General features: G+C 58.8%; 18 protein-coding genes and 1 pseudogene. 12 read left to right on the top strand and 7 right to left on the bottom strand.

Translation table 11 applies throughout. The features are described from left to right. The 3 genes from PHU01S_RS21175 to PHU01S_RS21165 form a co-directional block, all read left to right on the top strand. On the top strand, positions 1–1,731 hold a 1,731-nt coding region (locus tag PHU01S_RS21175), incomplete at its 5' end, for an S-layer homology domain-containing protein (RefSeq protein ID WP_174806389.1). A gap of 46 nt (positions 1,732–1,777) precedes the next feature. Beyond that, a complete protein-coding gene (locus tag PHU01S_RS21170; protein WP_021879237.1) occupies positions 1,778–2,461 on the top strand; it encodes a S1C family serine protease in 684 nt (227 codons plus the stop codon). A 319-nt stretch (positions 2,462–2,780) separates the two neighbouring features. Continuing rightward, positions 2,781–3,344 (top strand): hypothetical protein, encoded by a 564-nt coding sequence (locus PHU01S_RS21165; protein ID WP_127509782.1) that lies wholly within the window; start codon positions 2,781–2,783, stop codon positions 3,342–3,344. A gap of 84 nt (positions 3,345–3,428) precedes the next feature. Here PHU01S_RS21165 and PHU01S_RS21160 read toward each other — a convergent pair whose 3' ends face one another. Next, positions 3,429–4,325, bottom strand: a complete 897-nt coding sequence (locus PHU01S_RS21160) for a LysR family transcriptional regulator (RefSeq protein ID WP_048749110.1) — start codon at positions 4,323–4,325, stop codon at positions 3,429–3,431. A gap of 152 nt (positions 4,326–4,477) precedes the next feature. On the opposite strand from PHU01S_RS21160, the pseudogene PHU01S_RS21155 reads away from it, so the two are divergent. From PHU01S_RS21155 to PHU01S_RS21130, 7 genes and pseudogenes are all read left to right on the top strand, one after another. Continuing rightward, positions 4,478–5,020: pseudogene (locus PHU01S_RS21155) on the top strand (acyl-CoA thioesterase); the annotation flags it as partial. A gap of 199 nt (positions 5,021–5,219) precedes the next feature. After that, on the top strand, positions 5,220–5,381 hold the full coding sequence (locus tag PHU01S_RS25940; protein ID WP_164763149.1) for a hypothetical protein: 162 nt from the start codon (positions 5,220–5,222) through the stop codon (positions 5,379–5,381). An 18-nt stretch (positions 5,382–5,399) separates the two neighbouring features. After that, a complete protein-coding gene (locus PHU01S_RS21150) occupies positions 5,400–5,771 on the top strand; it encodes a VOC family protein (protein ID WP_049868902.1) in 372 nt (123 codons plus the stop codon). A 251-nt stretch (positions 5,772–6,022) separates the two neighbouring features. Then, positions 6,023–6,343 carry a hypothetical protein gene (locus tag PHU01S_RS21145; protein ID WP_127509779.1) on the top strand — a complete coding sequence of 107 codons (321 nt, stop codon included), beginning with the start codon at positions 6,023–6,025 and terminating at the stop codon, positions 6,341–6,343. Between the two features lie 561 nt (positions 6,344–6,904). After that, the gene (gene asd / locus PHU01S_RS21140) at positions 6,905–7,993 is read left to right on the top strand and encodes an aspartate-semialdehyde dehydrogenase (RefSeq protein ID WP_083436603.1); all 1,089 of its coding nucleotides are present in this window, start codon (positions 6,905–6,907) and stop codon (positions 7,991–7,993) included. A 200-nt stretch (positions 7,994–8,193) separates the two neighbouring features. Further along, entirely contained in the window at positions 8,194–9,369 is a 1,176-nt protein-coding gene (locus PHU01S_RS21135; protein ID WP_048749115.1) for an acyl-CoA dehydrogenase family protein, read from the top strand. 67 nt (positions 9,370–9,436) lie between these two features. Continuing rightward, positions 9,437–10,141, top strand: a complete 705-nt coding sequence (locus PHU01S_RS21130) for a copper homeostasis protein CutC (RefSeq protein ID WP_127509776.1) — start codon at positions 9,437–9,439, stop codon at positions 10,139–10,141. 122 nt (positions 10,142–10,263) lie between these two features. On the opposite strand, the gene PHU01S_RS21125 is transcribed toward PHU01S_RS21130, so the two are convergent. From PHU01S_RS21125 to PHU01S_RS21110, 4 genes are all read right to left on the bottom strand, one after another. Further along, positions 10,264–11,040: a GNAT family N-acetyltransferase gene (locus tag PHU01S_RS21125; protein ID WP_021879246.1), complete on the bottom strand. Its 777-nt coding sequence runs from the start codon at positions 11,038–11,040 to the stop codon at positions 10,264–10,266. 367 nt (positions 11,041–11,407) lie between these two features. After that, the gene (locus tag PHU01S_RS21120; protein WP_049869807.1) at positions 11,408–11,911 is read right to left on the bottom strand and encodes an SRPBCC domain-containing protein; all 504 of its coding nucleotides are present in this window, start codon (positions 11,909–11,911) and stop codon (positions 11,408–11,410) included. Between the two features lie 102 nt (positions 11,912–12,013). Continuing rightward, positions 12,014–12,367, bottom strand: coding sequence for an ArsR/SmtB family transcription factor (locus PHU01S_RS21115; RefSeq protein WP_048749092.1), 354 nt, complete (start codon positions 12,365–12,367; stop codon positions 12,014–12,016). A gap of 388 nt (positions 12,368–12,755) precedes the next feature. Further along, entirely contained in the window at positions 12,756–13,430 is a 675-nt protein-coding gene (locus tag PHU01S_RS21110) for a lysoplasmalogenase (protein WP_048749117.1), read from the bottom strand. A 230-nt stretch (positions 13,431–13,660) separates the two neighbouring features. On the opposite strand from PHU01S_RS21110, the gene PHU01S_RS21105 reads away from it, so the two are divergent. Further along, positions 13,661–14,593 (top strand): DMT family transporter, encoded by a 933-nt coding sequence (locus PHU01S_RS21105; protein WP_048749094.1) that lies wholly within the window; start codon positions 13,661–13,663, stop codon positions 14,591–14,593. A gap of 166 nt (positions 14,594–14,759) precedes the next feature. Here the strand turns inward: PHU01S_RS21105 and PHU01S_RS21100 are convergent, their stop codons facing one another. Further along, positions 14,760–16,253: a long-chain-fatty-acid--CoA ligase gene (locus PHU01S_RS21100; protein ID WP_127509772.1), complete on the bottom strand. Its 1,494-nt coding sequence runs from the start codon at positions 16,251–16,253 to the stop codon at positions 14,760–14,762. A gap of 686 nt (positions 16,254–16,939) precedes the next feature. Beyond that, positions 16,940–17,887 (bottom strand): SDR family NAD(P)-dependent oxidoreductase, encoded by a 948-nt coding sequence (locus PHU01S_RS21095; protein WP_048749098.1) that lies wholly within the window; start codon positions 17,885–17,887, stop codon positions 16,940–16,942. Positions 17,888–18,057: 170 nt separating this feature from the next. Between PHU01S_RS21095 and PHU01S_RS21090 the strand changes: the two genes are divergently transcribed. Beyond that, the gene (locus PHU01S_RS21090) at positions 18,058–18,738 is read left to right on the top strand and encodes a TetR/AcrR family transcriptional regulator (RefSeq protein ID WP_049868908.1); all 681 of its coding nucleotides are present in this window, start codon (positions 18,058–18,060) and stop codon (positions 18,736–18,738) included. The last annotated feature ends 155 nt before the right edge of the window (positions 18,739–18,893 follow it).

Raw genomic sequence — 18,893 nt, 5'->3', positions numbered from 1 at the left:
TGGGCGGGCGGCATCGCCGGACGCGTTGCGGGCCTCGTCGAGCGCTCCGTCGGAGGCGGCGAAGCTGTCGCCGCCGTAGACGGAGCCCTCATGCCGGGCCGCAGCTTCTTCGGCGGCCTGGCCGGCAGGCTGGAAGCCGGCGGCGAGATCCGCGGCTCCTCGTTCCACAAGCAGATGGTCAAGCGCGGCGTCGCCTACTACGATGCCGAAGGCTCCATCCGCACGGAAGGGGCTCTCGGCGGCGCCGAGCTGACCTCCGGCGCGCTGCCGGCCGGATTGTCCGGCAGCGTCTGGAGAGCGGCGGCCGGATTCTATCCGGTTCCGGCAGAAGGAACTCTGGCGCGCCTCGCCGCCGCGGCTGCCGTTCCGGCAGCAGGCGATACGGTGAACCGCCTGACGTCCAGCTTCGGCCTCAGCCAGGCCGAAGGTCTTCGCTGGAGCGCGGACGCTTCGCTCGCGCAGCTGCAAGCCGGTTCCGGCAAGCTGCCGGCCGGCGGCGCCGCCGCGCTGAAGGCCGAGCTTGGAGGCTTCTCCCGCTCCATCGTCCTGAACTCGCCGGAGCTGCGCTGGCCGCAGGCCGCAGACGCTCCGCACGTCGTCTCGGGCGCCAAGGAATTCAAGGAAAAAGTAGAGATCACGCTCGCGGCCGAGCCGGGAGCCGTCATCTACTACACGCTGGACGGCAGCATGCCGAGCGAGATGTCCGCCGTCTACGCTTCGCCGATCACGCTCAAGGAGACGACGACGCTGACGGCGATCGCCGTCGCGGCGGGCAAGGAATACAGCCCGGCGCTGAGCGGGGAGTGGAAGCTGAAGCAGGAGGGAGGCTTCGTGTTCTTCCCTGGCCCGATGCCGTCTCCGACTCCAACGCCGGAGCCGAAGCCCGCTCTGGAATCCAACATCGGCAAGCCGGCCATAGGCGAGGAAAAGCCGGAGTCCGTGCGGGTGCCGCGCGGCAGCATCCTGCGCCTGACGGCGCCGGAGGGCAAGTGGATCCGCTATACGACCGACGGCAGCGATCCGACGGAGAACAGCAAGCGCTACGTAGGCGAGCTGGTGCTGACCCGCTCTATGACAGTCAAGGCCAGAATTGAGGGAGACAAGCTCATCCTGACGTACGTCTTCGAGGTCGGCAATGCCGGCTATGACCTCCGCAAGGATGCGTCCACGATCCGGTACGCCGCCGGTTATGCCGACGGCACCTTCAAGCCGAACGCGGCGATGAGCCGCTACGAGCTGATCGAATTCCTGGCGCCGCTGCTCGACCGCGAGCCCGGAGAGCTGTTCAATGCCTTCCCGGACAAATCGGAACGCAGCGGGCAGCTCGTGGCCTTCTTCGCTTCCGCCGGCATCGTCGGCGGTTATCCGGACGGCACCTTCGGCGGCGACCGCAGCCTTACGCGGGCGGAATTCGCCGTCATCGCCTCCAGGGTGCTGAAGCTCGATGTCAATCAGGCGGCCGCGCCGAAGCAGAAGGACGCCCTCAAGCACTGGGCTGCGCCTTACATCGGCGCGTTGACCGAAGCAGGGCTGATCCAGGGCTTCCCGGACGGCAGCTTCCGTCCGAACAGTCCGCTGACGCGCGCCCAGGCCGTCGTGCTCATCAATCGGATGGCCGGCACCGTCAAGCGTACGGATGCCCAACCGCGCTTCGCCGACCTGACGTCCGCCCACTGGGCGTACAAGGACATCATGTCGGCCGTGGACCCGAAGGCGCCGGCAGGCCGCTGAGCCTGTCCGCGCACAGCCCAACGCTCAAGGAAAGGAAGGCCAAGCCATGAAAAAAAGATGGATCGCCGCGCTGGCGCTGGGCGCCATGCTGGCGGCAGGACCCTATGCGGCAAGCAGCATCCAGGCGGAGCAGCAGGCTCCGCTGGCCGCCGACGAAAGCTACAGGCTCGCTTCGGACGCCGTCTTTTATTTGCGGGCGTTGAGCGCCGACGGCACGGTGTCCGCGACCGGGACGGGCGTCCTGCTCTCCTCCGGCGGAGCTGCCGCCACGGCGTATCATGTCGTAAAGGGCGCGGCCCGGCTGGAGGCCGTGCTGGCGGACGGCACCGTCGCCTCTGTCAAGGTCGGGCGGTATGACGAGCGTACCGATGCGGCCATGCTGGAGCTCTCGGCTCGCAAGGGGGGCGGCAAGTATCCGTACGTCACCTTGCGATCGGCCAAGCTGGAGCATGGAGACGCCGTCTATGCGATCGGTTTCCCGCTCAAAAATACGCCGATCGTGACGCAAGGCATCGTCAGCAGCCCGGACGCGGTTGTCAACGGCCGCAGCCGAGTGCTGATCGACGCGGCCATCGCCAGCGGCATGTCGGGCGGTCCGCTGATCGACGAGCAGGGCCGTCTGACGGGCATCATCTCCGGCTCGCTGCGCACGATGGAAGGCATCCATCTGGCGGTCGGCATGGCCGATCTGACGGCGCTGCTGCCGGACGGCTTCCGGCAGGCAGACTGAATCCGCAGCCTGCGGGTGCTGCGGGAGGCGGACAGGACGGACCTTGGCACACCAGGCGCCCAGGCTGACGTCTTTCCCTCGCCAAGGCGCATTCTCAGCATCGATAAGTCGAGCTCTGCAAGAGCGGGACGGATGCAAACAGGAACGAACGATAGACCTCCAGCTACAAACAAAAGCGACTGCCAGGCCTTGCCGGCAGCCGCTTTTTTTTTTTGCATGCCCATGAAAAATGCGGCCCCCGGGCTGCCAGACAATCGCTGCAACCTTATCGGCCCTTGAGCACGTTCCTAATTCTAGGAAAGGGAAGGAGGAAACATCGATGAAAAAGCCGCTTCTGCTTCTCGCCGGAATGCTGTTCGTTCTGCTGCCGCTGCAGCCCTCCCAAGTCCAGGCCTTGTCCTGCGCGGAGCCTAGGTCGATGGAAGAGGCCTATATCTATTACGATGCAATCCTAGAGGGACATCTGGATAAATCGGTCTCCCATTTTAACCGGAATGAACTCCGAATTACGGTGAAAACGAGCTACAAAGGAGTCGGGGAGGAACGAATCATCGCCGATGAAGACAAGTTCTGGGGAGTTGTGAATGGACCGAGCGCAAGCGGAGAGGACTATTTGTTCTTCTTGAAAATAAAAGGAGACCATTGGGAAAACCCGCTCTGCGCTCCCTCCAGGCCGGTCGCCGAATCGGCCGCGGCGCTCGCCTACCTGAAGGGAAAGGAAATTCCGCTGCAACGCGCAGCGGAGCCTGCGGCGCAAGACACAGCCTGGAAAAACCTGATCCAAGCGCAAGGAAGCTTGACGGTGGCGGGACTGATCTTGGCTGCGGCCGCCCTTGGAGCTCTCGGCCTTGCCGCTGTCTTGCGCAGAAGACGCCGCCGATAATAGAAGCGGGGATGAGTCACGCCCCTCGGAGACCCGAATCTGCCAGGACGAATCGGAGAGCCTGGACCACGGCTCCGTCGAGGTTTACCCGCTGCCCCCATCCAGGCTCTTTTGCATGAAGGCCGTCCATTCCCTCGCTGCAAACGACTGATAGCGGTCCTTCTTCCAGATCATATAGAGGCGCCACATGACGGCCGGCTGTACGAGCGGAATGACGCGGAAGCGGGCCGGGTCCAGAGCTCCTGCCACGCCGCTTGGCAGCAGGGTGATGCCGAACCGGGCCGCGACCAGCTCCGCCATGAAATCCCATTGGGTGCTTTCAAAGGCGATATGCGGCTCGAAACCGGCCTGGCGGCATGTGTCCAGGATGAGATCATGCAGCGTGAATTCGTCCCGAAACAGGATAAAGGCTTCGTCACGCAGCTCCCGCAAGCCGATGCTGGGGCGCGCAGCCGCCCAATGCTCCGGGTAGACGACGAGATGAAGCTCCTCTTCGATGCATGGAAGCAGGTGGAACTTCTCTTCGTTGCCGATCGGCAAAATGACAAGACCGGCATCCAGCTCGCCGCTGTCGACCCCGGCCTCGATCAGCTTGCCGCCGCGCTCCGCCAGCTGCAGGCGGATCTGAGGATATTTGCTGTGGAAGCCTTCCAGAATGGACGGAAAAAGGCGTCCGCCGATCATCGGCGGGATGCCCAGACGCAGCGTTCCCCGCTTGGCCTGGACGACATCGTCCAGCTCCGCGGTCATATGGTCGAGCGATTCCATGACCTGCTGCGAGGAGCGCAGAATGCTCTCTCCCGCATCGGTCAGCACGATTTTCTTGGAGGACCGGTCGAACAAGGCGACGCCGAGCTCCTCCTCCAGCAGACGGACCATCTTGGACAGGGAGGGCTGGGTAATATGAAGCTGCTGAGCCGCTTTCGTGAAGCTTCCTTGCTTCGCGACTTCCATGAAATACGTTAATTGACGGATATCCACGGCTCCGGGCACCAGCCTTTCTTGAAGTTGACCTATAGAGAAAACGAATGAAAACAATTCGATATATGTATTTTACCTATACTTCTATCGCGTGTACACTTTAGGTCTAGCCCGGATACAAGGGTTATATCGAGAAAGAAGGTACATGCATAATGGCAAAAAATGAAACCTTGCCTGCGAAGCCGGCAAGCCTCTCCTATACGATCAAAGCCTCCATCGTTTTGCCGCCCGACACGAACCATCACGGGACGATCTTCGGCGGCAAGCTGATGGCCTACATCGACGACGTGGCGACGATCGCCGCTACCCGCCATGCCCGCCGTCCCGTCGTGACGGCTTCCACCGACTCCGTCGACTTCCTGCACCCGGTCAAAAAAGGCGATGCCGTCTGCTTGTCCGCCTTCGTAACATGGGCCCATAAGACGTCGATGGAAATCTTCGTCCGGGTCGTGACCGAGGATCTGCTCACCGGAGAAAGAAAAGTATGCGCGACCTCTTTCCTGACCTTCGTGGCGCTGGGCGACGACGGCAGGCCGACCGAGGTGGCGGCTGTCATTCCGGAAACCGTGGAAGAGCAGCGGCTGCATGAAACGGCCTGGGAACGAAAAGAAGCGCGCAAGATCAGAAGGCAGGAAAGCAAGCTGTTCGCCGACGTCCTTGGTCCGGAATTCAGCTTGAGAAAAACGAAGGAAAAGCTGGATGAGAACCGCAGCCGGCCAAAGCTTGCGGCGGAGAACACAAAAGCCGCTCCGGCGGAAACCCGCCGGTTCGCACACGAGCTCGAAGCCGAGGCGATGACCGGCGTCAGGGAAACCGCCCCGCGGATGATGGAAGCCTACGCGAATGCCTGGGGCAGCGAGTGGTAGGCGGCAAGCTCAGAAGGATTTTTGAACCATGCCGTACAAAGGAATAAGGTACCCAAAAGACAGCCCGATAGCGGCTGTTTTTTATTCTTTTTATGAAGAAGCAGGAAAACGCCGGGTTGGATGTGGAATTGAGGACGTTGAAGCCGGGGATCTTAAGCCCATCGGCAAACGGCTGCGGAAGCCAATATGATACGGGAGCGTGCAAACGATGATCAGCAAGATCGGTCAGGTGATGCTGTATGTCCAAAACCAGGATCAGGCCAAGGAGTTCTGGACGGAGAAGCTCGGTTTTGCGGTCGTAGCCGAAGAAAATGGAGAAGGCATGAGATGGTTCGAGGTCGCTCCGAAGGAAGGCGGGACGAGCCTCGTTCTGCACAGCAAGGAAGCTGTCGCCAAGATGTCGCCGGAAATCAATCTCGGCACGCCTTCGCTGATGTTCTACTCCGAGGATCTGGAGGGACTGTACCGCGACCTGGCCGACAAGAAGGTGACGCTTGGAGAGCTCGTGACGCTGCCGTTCGGAAAGGTGTTCAATTTCGCCGACTCCGAAGGCAACTATTTTGCGGTCATGGAAAAATAGGCAGCCATCCGCCCCTGCGTAAGCGATCGGCTTCCTTGCCGTCCCTCTTCAGGACGAATTGGCGCAACCTGTTAGAGCTGCGGGAATTTTCCCGCGGCTCTTTTTTTCATGGGGTCAAATAAAGACATTTGTTCATCATAAATAAAAGCGGAATAGGAAATAAATAAATATCATTTCGATTAATAAGGAAAGGTATTTAAGCCATCATTTTGTGTATAATTAAACGAATAAACAAAAATGAGGTGACTGGTTTGGCTAAACTGTACTCGTCCGATTCTGTAGACAGCTTGATTCATCGTCTGGAAACTCTTAAAAACCATGAATCCAAAAGCCTTGAGTTCGAAAAGCAGCTTTCTGTCGAAGGAAACAGCTCCACGATTGTACGTGAAGTTAATATTCACGCTTATGAAAGCATTATCGAGATGATTAAAGAGCATTTTGAAAAGGCTGACACGGTCAAGCAGACCCGATCTCCCCGGAATCCGTCTCTTCCTCGCAGCACGAGCGGGCGCAAGCCTGGAAGACCTCGCAAGAATGAAAATGCCGAGGTAGCGGCTGCGAACGAAGAGTAATCGGTTTAGGAGGCACGCTGCCCTGGCGGCGTGCTTTTTTCTTTGCCGTATGACCCCACGCAAAAGGGATTTAAATTTTTATTTACCTTGGCATGGATAATTTGTTACTATAGGTGCAACAATTCAAAATGCGATGAAGAGAGAAGTAGATAAAGCGATTCTTTCCCAGAGAGCTCCGTCCGCTGAAAAGGAGCAAAGAAGCCTTTATTGAAAAAAGACTCCGAGCAGCGCGCAGGAACCGGCTTGAGCGGGGATGGCGCGACGGGAGCTCCTGTTACAGAGCTAGAGTATACGCATCTTGCCTCATGCATGGCTTGGCGCTGCCGTACTCGAAGAGGCCGATTGGGCGACCAAGCCGGCGAACCTGGGTGGTACCACGAGGAATCCAATCTCGTCCCTGAGACTGAAGCGCAGTCTTGGGGGTGGGATTTTTTTGTTGTCTATCGGACGACCGAAAGTTCAGCCTATAAGGGCAGCAGGCGGTACATCGAGCCGGCGGCCTGAATAGGTAGTAGCAGGAGCGGCATTTCTTCATCATACGCAGAGGGGAATGGAATTCGAATGGCAGAGAGAAAACTGAAAGCCGGCATCGTCGGCGGAACGGGCATGGTCGGGCAGCGCTTCGTGCAGCTGCTGGATGGGCATCCTTGGTTTGAGGTGACGGCAATCGCGGCAAGCGCAGGGTCGGCGGGCAAGACGTACGAGCAGTCCGTGCAGGGCCGCTGGAAGCTGGAGACTCCGATTCCGGAAGCGGTGAAAGGGATCGTCGTGCAGGACGCGTCCAAGGTGGAGGAGGTCGCCTCCGGGGTGGACTTCATCTTCTGCGCCGTGGATATGAAGAAAAACGAAATCCAGGCGCTTGAGGAAGCCTACGCCAAGGCGGGCGTGCCGGTCATCTCCAACAACTCGGCGCATCGCTGGACGCCGGACATTCCGATGGTCATTCCGGAAATCAATCCGGAGCACATTGAAGTCATCGCGGCCCAGCGCAAGCGTCTCGGCACGGAGACCGGCTTCATCGCGGTCAAGCCGAACTGCTCCATCCAGAGCTATGTGCCGGCTCTTCATGCGCTGCGCGAGTTCAAGCCGACGACGGTCGTCGCCTCGACGTACCAAGCCATTTCCGGAGCAGGCAAAAACTTCACGGATTGGCCGGAAATGCTCGACAACGTGATTCCATACATCGGCGGCGAGGAAGAGAAGAGCGAGCAGGAGCCGCTCCGCATCTGGGGCCGCATCGAGAACGACGAGATCGTCAAGGCCAGCTCGCCGCTGATTACTACGCAGTGCATTCGCGTGCCTGTAGCCGACGGGCATATGGCGACGGTGTTCGCTTCCTTCGAGAAGAAGCCTTCCAAGGAAGAGATTCTCGAGCTGTGGAAAACCTACAAGGGACGTCCGCAGGAGCTCGGCCTCCCGAGCGCGCCGAAGCAGTTCATCACGTACTTCGAGGAAGAAAACCGTCCGCAGACGAAGCTGGACCGCGACATCGAGGGCGGCATGGGCGTCTCGGCGGGACGTCTGCGCGAGGATTCCGTCTACGACTACAAGTTCGTGGGCCTCTCGCATAACACGCTGCGCGGCGCGGCAGGCGGAGCGGTGCTGATCGCCGAGCTGCTGAAGGCGGAAGGTTATATTCAAGCGAGATAACATCGCGACAACCGACAAGGAACACGGCAGCGGCATGAAGAACTTATTTCCTCGGAGATAAGTTCTTTTTTTTGAACAGAGGTCAGGGTATAAGCCTGGTTCCCTATCGGGCAACTATGATAGGATGTGAATAATTCATGCCCTATACCGTGACGGGGCATCTTATCCTTCATGAGTTCGCAGGAAAGGCGGCTGAGAATATGACACCATCGATGGATCCCTATATCCGCAATGAACGCGAGGCGGCGATCGCGGAGAGGGCGGACCGGCTTGCCGCCCGGTTCGCTCCCAGAGCGGCGGAGCATGACCGGGAAGGCTCGTTTCCTTTTGAAAACTTCGAGGATTTGAAGCAATCCGGCTACTTGAAGCTGACCGTGCCGGAGGCGTACGGAGGCGAGGAGGCATCGGCCTACGAGCTCGTGCTGTCGCAGGAGCGGCTGGCCCGCGGCGACGGCTCGACGGCGCTGGCCGTCGGCTGGCATGTCCATACGCTGATGAAGCTGAGGCTGTCCCGCTCCTGGCCGGAGCCGTTGTTCGTCCGGCTCTGTCAGGATATCGTCCGGGACGGCATCGTCATCAATGAGCTCGCCAGCGAGCCGGCGACGGGCAGCCCCACCCGGGGAGGCCGGCCGGAGACGACCGCGAGACGGACCGACGGGGGCTGGCTCCTCACGGGTCGCAAAACGTTCAGCACGCTGAGCCCGATTCTGGAGCGGTTCACCGTGACGGCCGGCTTCGAGGGCAGCGGCAAGGTCGGCTCGTTTCTCGTGCACAGAGGCCCAGGCGTGCAGGTCGAGGAAACCTGGAATACGCTCGGGATGAGGTCGACGGGAAGCCATGACGTCGTGCTGAGCGATGTGTTCGTTCCCGACGAGGAGACGATCGTCGGCCTGGATTCGGCGTCCCCGGCCGCACCGTTCGCGCCGACGGAGGCGTCGATGCTCCATATTCCGGCCTGTTATATCGGCATCGCCTGGGCGGCGCGCGACTTTGCGCTGGAATTCGCCCGCAGCCACAAGCCGAATTCGCTGACCGTGCCGATCGCCGAGCTCCCCAACATCAAGCGCCAGCTCGGACTCATCGAAGCCGACTGGCTCGCCGCCCGCTCGTACCTGTACGGGATTGCGGACCGCTGGGACCGCGATGAGCAAGGCCGCGCAGAGCTGAAGACGGAGCTGGGGCTTGCCAAATACATCGCCACCAACGCCGCGATCTCCATCGTGGATCAGGCGATGCGGATCGTCGGCGGCTTGAGCCTTTCCCGCAGCTACCCGCTGGAGCGCATGTACCGGGATGTCCGTGCGGGCCTGCACAACCCGCCCATGGACGATGTCGTGCTGACCAATCTGGCGAACCGCGCCCTGGCGGAGTCGTGACAACGGTTAGATGAACAGCGGCGGCAAGGGCAGGCGGGACCGATAGACAGAGGAGGGGGCGGCGGGGATGAAGCTGGAAATCATCGCGACCCGCGTATCGGACGCGGTGCTGGCGGAACGAGGAGGAGCGGATCGGATCGAGCTCGTCACCGGGATGCTGGAGGGCGGCTTGACGCCGGGACCGGGTCTTATCGAAGAGACCGTCAAGGCGGTGTCGATTCCGGTCAACGTCATGGTGCGGCCGCACAGCTTGTCGTTCGTGTACGACAAGCTCGACCTACAGGCGATGCGGGCGGACATCCGGATGATCCGCAGGTCGGGAGCGGCGGGAGTCGTCCTTGGCCCGTTGACTCCGGAGGGAACGGTCGACGAGGAAGCGCTGAAGCTTCTGCTGGGCGAAGCCGAAGGTCTGGATGTCACCTTCCACCGGGCATTCGATGCCGTCCGCGATCAGCTTGCGGCGTTGGAGATTTTGACCAGGCACCCTGCCGTCAACCGCATTCTCACTTCCGGCGGGCAGCCGAGCGCGCTTCAGGGAATGGCCCGGCTGAGGCAGCTCGTTCAAGCGTCGGCAGGAAGCGGAAAGACGATTTTGGCGGGCAGCGGCTTGACCTTGGACGCGCTGGAAAGCTTTCTGAAGGAAACGGGCGTTGGCGAAGTGCATTTCGGCTCCGCCGTCAGAGAAGGCGGACATTCGCTCCGCCCGCCTGTGCCGGAGCGGATTGCGGCAGTCAAGAAGGTGCTGGCGGCAGCCTCATTGTGGATTGATTAGGAAAAGAGCGTTCTTCCGGTGGGGAAGAACGCTCTTTTTCGTACTTAACTTGGCGTTGATGTCACGCCGCAGAGGCAAGAAATGCCGGTAGAGGCTGACCCGCCTGTAAGCGGAATCCATGTTCAGCAGGTCAGGAAGTGCTCCAGATGGACCGCTCTGGACAGGCCGACCGACTCGGCGACCTTGATGGACGCCTCGTTCGTCTCCAGCACATGATAGCGGGCAATGCGCCCGTCCTTGCCGATGCTTGCCATCGCCGCGGACACGACCTGCTTCGCCAGGCCGCGGCCTTGAAACCTCTCCCGCGTGCGCAGGAAGCCGATTTCCCAGATCGGCCCGAAGTTCGGAAAAGCGGCGCATACGCTGGCCGGCTCGTCTCCTTCGTATAGCGCGAACAGCCGGGCTCCTTTATTGATATAGCCGAGCAGCTCCTCCGCTTCAGGCGGAGTCCAGAACGATGCCAGTCCGTCATCTACACCGCTTGTTTCCACGATGCGGCCGTCGAGCGGAGCCTGGAAAGCTGTGTCCCCCGCCGTATACGTATAAAAGCCTCTCGCTTTCTCCAGACGGAAACGGCTGGCCAAAATGGCCTTGAAGCGCGGGAGCTGGAGCTTGAAGACGAAGCGTTCCGATTCCGGCAGCCGGTCCAGCAGTCCAAGCAGCAGGGAGTCGCTGTTTCCGGCCAGAAATCCGGCATGGGAGGCCTCGGGATAAGTAAGCCGGTCATAGGCGTTCAGCTCGGCAGGCAGCAGCAGAAGAGCGCCCCATTGCTCTCCTTCCTCCGCCATATGGGCGGTCATCCCGCCGCCGAAGCTCTCCAGCATTTTGAGCAGGGTAATATGGAGCAGCGGATCCGACTGCAGGCGGGCGGTTATGGATGCGGAGGTTGGACGGTCCATGAACGGCTTCCTTTCTAAGGGAGATTAGTACGTCTTGGCAAAGCGGGCGACGGCCTCAAGCCGCAAATGATCGGTGACCAGGTCGTACAGGAGATACCCGGCAATCGGCTTGTTCATCGGCATTCTCCCATCTGCTGGACCGAATCCATTTTCTCTTCATTGTACGGAATCGGCAGCGTCTCGAAAAGAGGGCATGCGGCAGGATGGCGGAGGGGATTGTGCAGGACGGGACGGCAGAGGGGATTCTGCAGGAAGGAATGCAGAGGGAATTCCGCAGGACGGAATGCAGAGGGGACTCTTCAGCTTCGGATCATGAGGGGCAGCCGCTAACGAAAAAAGCTGCCGCGATTCGGCAGCTTCCCCCACTCTAGGCTTTCGCAGCCGCAGCCACATATTCCTCCAACCGATCCCAAGTTTCCGTGACGCCCTGCTCCATGCCCATATCGATCACGCTCTTGAGAGCTTCGGCGCTCGCATAGACGGAATGGTTCGTCACCTTGGTGCCTCCTTCGACATCCTCGAAGAGCAGCATGATGCGGGCGGGGGGCATGTCGCGGTTCTCGATTCCCTCGGCGTCGGAGAAGTAATCGGTGCCCGTGAATTTCTCGCCGTCGACTACTTCTTCATAGACGGTCTTGCCCCAGGATTCCATGCCGAAAAAGTCGCCCTGAGCCTGGTCCATGCACTTCATGCAGTAGTGCCAGCTTCCTCCGGGACGGAAATCCATCCGGCTTGCGGTCAGCTCCCATCCGCGGGGGCCCCACCAGTGCTTGAGCATTTCGCCGTCGGTGAAGGCTTGGAAGACCAGCTTGCGCGGAGCCGGGAAAACCCGCTCCAGAATAAGGGTATTGCCTTCGGCTTTGAGGGTCATTTTGTTCACTCGTATTTCCTCCTCTTATCGATTGTCCGCCTATGCTTATGCCAGCCAGCCTTTGCCTTCGTCCGCCATGACCTTGAGCGCGAGGGCAAGGGTCTATTCCGGCTTCCGCTTTGAGTCTATATCCGAATTTTCGTCCGCTGCCTGCAGCTTGAGCAAATAATCTTCCAAGGCGTCGTACCGCTCTTCCCATATGCGCCGGTAGCGTTCCAGCCAAGCATCCATCTCCCGGAGGGGCTGCATGCGAAGGCTGTAGCTGCGCCGGTTCGCCTCCGCCGTTACGTCTACGAGGCCAGACTCAAGCAGCACCTTCAGATGCTTGGAGGCTTGAGGCTGCCGGATCTGAAGCCGTTCGGCGATCTCGCCGACCGTGTGCGGCCCCGTCGACAGCAGCTCGACGATCCGCAGCCGGCTTGGCTCGCTTAAAGCACCGAATGTCGTTATATCCATAGCTGTCTGTTGTCGCCTGGATGCAAGGAAAAGCTCCACTCCGGCACGGCTCTTGCCGATCCAATCATCCCGCTCACCTCTTTTCCTTCCTCATTGCCGTCCCATGATTGGAATATACCACAATAGGAATATTCCTGTAAAGGAATATTGTAACCGTAAATGCCGGACTTCCTTTTAGGAAGCCCGGCTGGAGCCGATGCCCGGCTCGCGCCCAACGATCAAAGCTTATAAAAGAGCAAGACAGCGAAAGAGAAGGCATGTTAGGATCATAAGCGGAAGAGGCATGGACTAGAGACAGATGGCGAAAGGCTTCCGGCGGTTCGAAGAGATGCCCATGACAGGGGCCGTCTCCTTCTTCCCTGCTTTCAAAAGCCTGCTCGACTGCCTGTCAAAGCGCTGAGTCCCTGTAAGACACGGATGGATACGAGGACTTTCCGCTGCCCGGGCGAAGGCTGCCGGCGATGAGGAACTGCGCGGCGTAATAGGTCAGCATGATCCAATAACCCGAATAAGCGACATCGGACACGAACATGTTCCAGGACAGAATCGAATCCGAGAGCATGAACAGCAGGCTGCCCGCGATGGCGAGGCGATTGCCCGACATGATGGCGGACCAGGCCATCAGGGAGATGACGGCCACATAGGCGGCTACGGGAACAATCAGCTCCGTCTTGCCGTCGGCTGCGAGGGTGGATATGAGCTTGCTGCCCATGAGAAAGGCGAAGACGGCGATCGGAACGATCGTTGCGAAGCGCAGCCGGGAGAACCGCCATCTGCCGAAGAAAGCCGACATGTAGAAGAGATGCCCGATCAGGAAGGCGGACAAGCCGACGACGAACCAGCGCAGCGTGCCGTCTCCGACAGCGCAGAACAATAAGCCCGAGAGCACGAGCGCAGGATAGCGGCGCCTTCCGCCGAAGCTGCCGAGGTAGGCATAAAGGAGGATGAGCGCCATCGGGATCAGCTTGAAGACGATTTTGACTCCTTCCGGATCGGAAGGGATGACGAAAATATAAATCAGGCCCATCATCACGATAAGGACGGGCAAAAGAGCACTGGACATGGAAAACATCACTCCGTTCGTGGAGGCTGAAGGGTCGGTATTGGCGGCTCGCTCAGGCAGCTCGCCGTTCCGGCCTTGGTTCCGTATAGAGGACAGCGCCGGGAATGACAACACAACTTTCCGAGGGAGAAAGAATAGATCCGCATCGCATTTACAAACGGACCTTCAGCCCTTTTAATAGAAGGACCGTTCTATAGCCATGCCTGAACGGCATCGCAGGGGGAGTTCATATGCCAAAATCGTTATATGCCGCACTCGTCGCTCTGAGCCTGATCTGGGGAGGCTCCTTCTATTTCATCAAGCTTCTGCTCGAAGAAACGGGACCGTGGATGATCGCTTTCCTGCGCTCCTCGTTCGGCCTCGTCGCCATTACCGCCGTCATGCTGCTGCTGCGCAAGCCGTTCGGGCTTCGCTCCGTGCCCTGGATTCCCATGGCGGTCATGGCTCTCTTCAATACCGCCGTTCCATGGGCGCTCATCGGCTTCAGCGAAACGAGGCTTTCCAGCGGAATGGCGTCGGTTCTGAACGCGACGACTCCTCTGTGGACGATCATCGTCGGCACGCTCTTTTTCCGGAATGCGGCCGGCAGGCTGCAGTGGGCGGGCATGCTGACCGCTCTCGCCGGGATGATGGTGCTGCTCGGCGTCAATCCGTCCACCATCATCTCCGTCGACGGCCTCGGCTTCGCCTGCATGCTGGCCGCGACGCTCTGTTACGGGATCGGCTCGCAGCTGTCCAGGCGCCTGAAAGGCTTGTCGATGTACCAGCTCACCTTCGGAACGCTGTTATGCTCCGCAGCCGGGAGCGGAATCGCCGCTTTTTCCACGGAGCCTTTTCCGGCTGAAGCCTTCCGCTCAGGCTCGTTCATCGGGGCGCTGGCCGGCATCGGCGTATTCGGCTCCGGCATCGCGTACATCATCTTCTACTACCTGATCCAGAAGGGAAGTCCCGAGTTCGCCACGATGGTCACCTATCTCGTGCCGGTCAGCGCCATCGTCTGGGGATACTCGCTGCTCGGCGAGCCTCTTCATTGGAATCTGCTCGCGGGGCTGGCCGTCATTCTCGGGGGCGTGTTCCTCGCTACCCGGGGCGGAAGTCATGCCGGCGGCGGGAAAGCCCCTCTGGCTCCCGCAGGGCAGAGGAATCGATCCGTTGACCGTTAACCGCGTGAATGATGCAGCTCCTGGAAGTCAACGGCATCAACGGTTGTCCCGCTTAATCGTCAGCAGCATGAATATCCGCAAAAAACGGCAAATCCCGAGGATCTGCCGTTTTTTGCTTGTTCATGAATCAAGGAAATCTCCGGAACAGCGGGCCGGGCACGAAGCGTCACTTTTCCCTCAGAGCCCGCCGGAGCGTTTTGCCGGAGCTGTTCTTCGGCAGCTCCGCCAGGAACTCGACGATCGTCGGAATCTTGTATTTGACGAGACGGGACTGGCAGAACGCCAGCAGGTCCTCCACCGACAGCGATTCGTCGCTCCGCACGACGAACGCCTTGACCCTCTCGCCGAACACCTCGTCGGGCACGCCGACGACCGCCGCCTCGAATACGGCCGGATGCTGGTAGATGACTTCCTCCACCTCGCGCGGATAAACGTTGAAGCCGCCGACGTTGATCATGTCCTTCTTGCGGTCGACGATAAAGATATAGCCTTCCTCGTCCATCCGGGCCATGTCGCCTGTGTAGAGCCAGCCGTCCCGGAGCGTCGCCGCCGTCGCTTCCGGCATGCCGAGGTAGCCCTGCATGATGTTCGGTCCTTGCGCGATCAGCTCTCCGACCTCGCCGCGAGGCACCTCGCGCCCTTCCGAATCCACGACCTTGTTGATCACGTTCGGGATGTCCACGCCGATGGAGCCCGGCTTGCGGATGCCTCCGAGAGGGTTGAAGGCGGTGACCGGGCTCGCCTCGGACAATCCATAGCCTTCATAGATGACGGTCTGGAACTTCTCCTCGAACCTGTTCAGCACTTCGAGCGGCAGCGAGGCGCCTCCGGAGGAGCAGAGCCGGATGCCCGCGAAGTCTGCGGCCGACGCTCCGGGGAATTGCAGCAGGAAGCTGTACATCGTCGGCACGCCGGAGAACATCGTCGCCCTGTCTTCGCGGATCGTGCGGATGACCTCGGCCGGCTGGAAGCGCGGCATGATGATGAGCGCTGCTCCGACTGCGAGCGGAGCGTTGACGCACACCGTCATGGAGTAGATATGGAACATAGGCAGCACGACGACGGCGCGGTCCTCATGATTGATTTTGAACATGGAATGGACCGATTCCGCGTTGGTCGCCAAGTTCCGATGGGAGAGCATCGCTCCCTTCGGCTTGCCTGTCGTACCTGAGGTGTAGAGAATGACCGCCGTATCGTCATCTTTGATGTAAGCGGATTCAAGATTGCCGCCGCCAGCGTCCAGAAGCTCATCCCAAGACGTGCCGGCTCCGGTGAGGACGACAAGCTTCAGCTCCGGAAGGCGGGGGCGCAGAGCATGGAAGACCGGCTCAAGAGGAGCGGCGGCAATGACGGCGCGGGCACGGCTGTTGTCCAGCACGTAGGCGATCTCCTCCGGCGTGTAGGTCGGGTTGACCGGCACCGCGACGGCGCCGATGCGCAGGATGCCGTAATAGGCGATGACGAACTCGGGCGAATTGCCGAGGAGCAGCACGACCTTGTCTCCCTTGACGATTCCGTGCGAAGCGAGCCCCGACGCGCACCGCATCACTTGGTCCATCAGCTCGGAATAGCTTGTTTCCCGGCCGCCCCAGACGTAGGCGGGGCGCAGGGGGTGGCTTGCGGCGCTGTTCTCCAATATTTCGGCCAGACTCCAACTCATGCGCATTCATCTCCTCTTTCAATCGGCTTGGAATGAGAATCGGTGATGTAGGCAAGGATGAATCTATTCAGCATTATATTCTTGAAAGCGGTAACAAATCCCTGCCGGACGGCAAAAGTTAATTGTATCCGGATACAAATCGACCCTCAGTTGCAGATTGCGGTTGAAAGGTACAGCCGAACAAGTAGATCAAGTACGAGAGACCAAGCTATGATGCTGCCTTCAGCAGACAAGCTTAAAAAAATGATCTGCATTTTGTCATTTTCGTCGTGCAGGACTTCGACGGTTGAAGGCTGACGCCGCAGTTTACTTGCTCTGTGAACCATAGAAGAATTTCGTTTTAGGAGAGAAAGCGATTATGAATTTCTCATACAGATAAATTATGAACTAACAAAATATGTATTTAATTGAATATCCATCGATTTTCCTGGGTTTTCTTCCTCAAATGGCCATATGAATTAAATGAAAGGAGTGCAAAGATTTTTGAATTAGAAGCAAGCCCTGAATTTCCTTCCTTTAAAGAATTGTTCAGCAAGCCCTATGTATAAAATCGGTCCGAAGCTGCATTGTCAAATGATGAAAATAAAGAACGGGTTACGATTTCTCTCGTAACCCGCCTCATTATTCAAACACTCATAGGTATCCTAACTTTTGGAATATACGATAAGACAAGGACGCCGGAGACACTAAGACAAGTCGACGCCGGAGACCTTGACGACGGCTTGCCACGCGGCTTCCTGGTTGGCGCGATCGTGGAGGTGGGGCTCGAGCTGCACCTCGATTGGGCCTGAGAACTTCCCTTTGGCCGAGGCGAAGAATTGCCCTGAGACGTCGGTTCCGAACTCCGACGCCTGGATGTAGCGACTGGCCGCGGTTTCCGGCGTCTGGTTCATGCCGGGAATGAGGTTCACGATGGGGATAAACACATACTTCAACAGAGGGCTAGCGCTTCGCTTCACGTTGGTGGCGGTCGCCCCACCGGGCGATACAGCGTACACAGCCATGCCGGACGGCAGCCGGCGCGCCAACGCCGCGACCCACCAAGCGATGATCAGCTTCGCGTCGGCATACGCATTGTTGGGCACGTACTTCACGTTCGGCCCGTTGCGAATCAGAGCTTCAACAGCGGCGGTTCGGTCGCCTTGATGGTATTTGGCCGCGAAGGCGGGCAGGTCGGTGTATTTGAACATGGGCACGCCCCCTCGGGCAGGCTCCGCGCCGGCGATAACAATCCGCGCGTCGGGACTCAGCAGGTTGGCATTGAGCAACCCGACAGTCAGTTCATGATGACCAATGAGCGGGGCCTGAGATGCCTCGACGCCCGCCGCGGTAATCTTGCGCTGCTTGAAGGGAACCAGCCCCGCATTGAGCAGCAAGAAATCAACCGGCCGACCTCGTTTGACCAGCTCGGCGAGGGCGGATTGAACGCTGGTCGGTGCGTCCAGATCCAGCTCCAGCGGAGTGAAAACCTGTGTCTTGGTCTCAGCCGCGAGTTGAGCGGCCGCTTCTTGAACCCGGGCCAGGCTGCGCCCGGTGACGATGACCTGGCGGTAGCCCTCGATGGCGAGCTTGCGGGCTGCCGCATAACCGAGCCCGGAGGTGGCGCCTGTGACGAGTGCAATCGAATGTTCCATGTGGATTCTCCTTCTGAGGTTAGGGTTGTTTTGCTGATTTTAAACTTTGTGTGATGAAAAATGGACTATTTAGTCCATAGTAACATTAATGGACCAAACAGTCCAGTTCATGATATAATATCGGTAAAAATCGTACTATACTTTCAGGATAGGAGATTACGGCCAAAAGAATGAGAAAGGAAGAGGGAAGAAAGCTTATGCCAAACAACGGGTCTTTAACTTCACGCGGGCAGAACAGCAGAGAGCGTATTCTGAATCAGGCAGCCCAACTTGTTTACGAAAAAGGCGTCCGGGGTACCAGTATGGACGATATGAGGGCCGCAGCTTCTGTCAGTAAAAGCCAGCTCTATCACTATTTTTCCAATAAAGAAGAGTTGATCCTGGCGGTTATTGAGCGGCAAACCGTCAATGTGCTGGGTGCGCAGCTGCCTCTCCTGGAACATCTGGACACATGGGAAAACTTGGAAAAATGGAGAACGACGATTATAGACTTGAAGGAAAGCAGCGAGAGCTTGGGAGGATGCCCGCTCGGTTCATTGGCTAGCGAACTAGCCGACCAGGACGAGACAGCCAGGGTGGCCCTGATGCATTCTTTTGATGAATGGGAGCAGTACTTTATTGATGGATTTAGCAAGATGAAAGAGCGGGGTGATCTTCGGGCCGAGTCTGACCCGGCTGAACTAGCTTGTGCAGTTATAACCAGTCTACAGGGAGGGCAGCTCTTAACCAAGACCCGCAAATCGACCCGTCCTTTCAAAATTGCCCTTCAAACGGCCTACGCTTATGTATTTTCATTTGCGACCAACCCGCAGGACGTGGAAATGGCAAAAAAGGGACGGAGCCAAGACTAACCCATAAAAACAGTACTCACTCAAGCGAGCTGCCGAAACCCTATAGTAATCGACAAAGCTTAGTTCTGTCCCGTTGTTTTCTTTCGCCAATGGGGTTCAATATATGTTTTCCTTATAGCAATAAAATATACAAAAATGTAAATGATAATGCTCGA

The organism is Paenibacillus humicus NBRC 102415, from assembly GCF_004000905.1.
Taxonomy (GTDB): Bacteria; Bacillota; Bacilli; order Paenibacillales; family Paenibacillaceae; genus Paenibacillus_O; species Paenibacillus_O humicus.
This window is presented reverse-complemented; position numbering and strand designations above follow the sequence as displayed.

Excerpts from the sequence above, each read along its gene's own strand:
- PHU01S_RS21170 (WP_021879237.1), top strand. The coding sequence starts at position 1,778 with ATGAAAAAAAGATGGATCGCCGCGCTGGCGCTGGGCGCCATGCTGGCG.
- PHU01S_RS21130 (WP_127509776.1), top strand. The coding sequence starts at position 9,437 with ATGAAGCTGGAAATCATCGCGACCCGCGTATCGGACGCGGTGCTGGCG.
- asd (WP_083436603.1), top strand. The coding sequence starts at position 6,905 with ATGGCAGAGAGAAAACTGAAAGCCGGCATCGTCGGCGGAACGGGCATG.
- PHU01S_RS21125 (WP_021879246.1), bottom strand. The coding sequence starts at position 11,040 with ATGGACCGTCCAACCTCCGCATCCATAACCGCCCGCCTGCAGTCGGAT.
- PHU01S_RS21090 (WP_049868908.1), top strand. The coding sequence starts at position 18,058 with ATGAGAAAGGAAGAGGGAAGAAAGCTTATGCCAAACAACGGGTCTTTA.
- PHU01S_RS21150 (WP_049868902.1), top strand. The coding sequence starts at position 5,400 with ATGATCAGCAAGATCGGTCAGGTGATGCTGTATGTCCAAAACCAGGAT.
- PHU01S_RS21095 (WP_048749098.1), bottom strand. The coding sequence starts at position 17,887 with ATGGAACATTCGATTGCACTCGTCACAGGCGCCACCTCCGGGCTCGGT.
- PHU01S_RS21115 (WP_048749092.1), bottom strand. The coding sequence starts at position 12,367 with ATGGATATAACGACATTCGGTGCTTTAAGCGAGCCAAGCCGGCTGCGG.
- PHU01S_RS25940 (WP_164763149.1), top strand. The coding sequence starts at position 5,220 with ATGCCGTACAAAGGAATAAGGTACCCAAAAGACAGCCCGATAGCGGCT.
- PHU01S_RS21100 (WP_127509772.1), bottom strand. The coding sequence starts at position 16,253 with ATGAGTTGGAGTCTGGCCGAAATATTGGAGAACAGCGCCGCAAGCCAC.
- PHU01S_RS21165 (WP_127509782.1), top strand. The coding sequence starts at position 2,781 with ATGAAAAAGCCGCTTCTGCTTCTCGCCGGAATGCTGTTCGTTCTGCTG.
- PHU01S_RS21120 (WP_049869807.1), bottom strand. The coding sequence starts at position 11,911 with ATGACCCTCAAAGCCGAAGGCAATACCCTTATTCTGGAGCGGGTTTTC.
- PHU01S_RS21135 (WP_048749115.1), top strand. The coding sequence starts at position 8,194 with ATGACACCATCGATGGATCCCTATATCCGCAATGAACGCGAGGCGGCG.
- PHU01S_RS21110 (WP_048749117.1), bottom strand. The coding sequence starts at position 13,430 with ATGTCCAGTGCTCTTTTGCCCGTCCTTATCGTGATGATGGGCCTGATT.
- PHU01S_RS21105 (WP_048749094.1), top strand. The coding sequence starts at position 13,661 with ATGCCAAAATCGTTATATGCCGCACTCGTCGCTCTGAGCCTGATCTGG.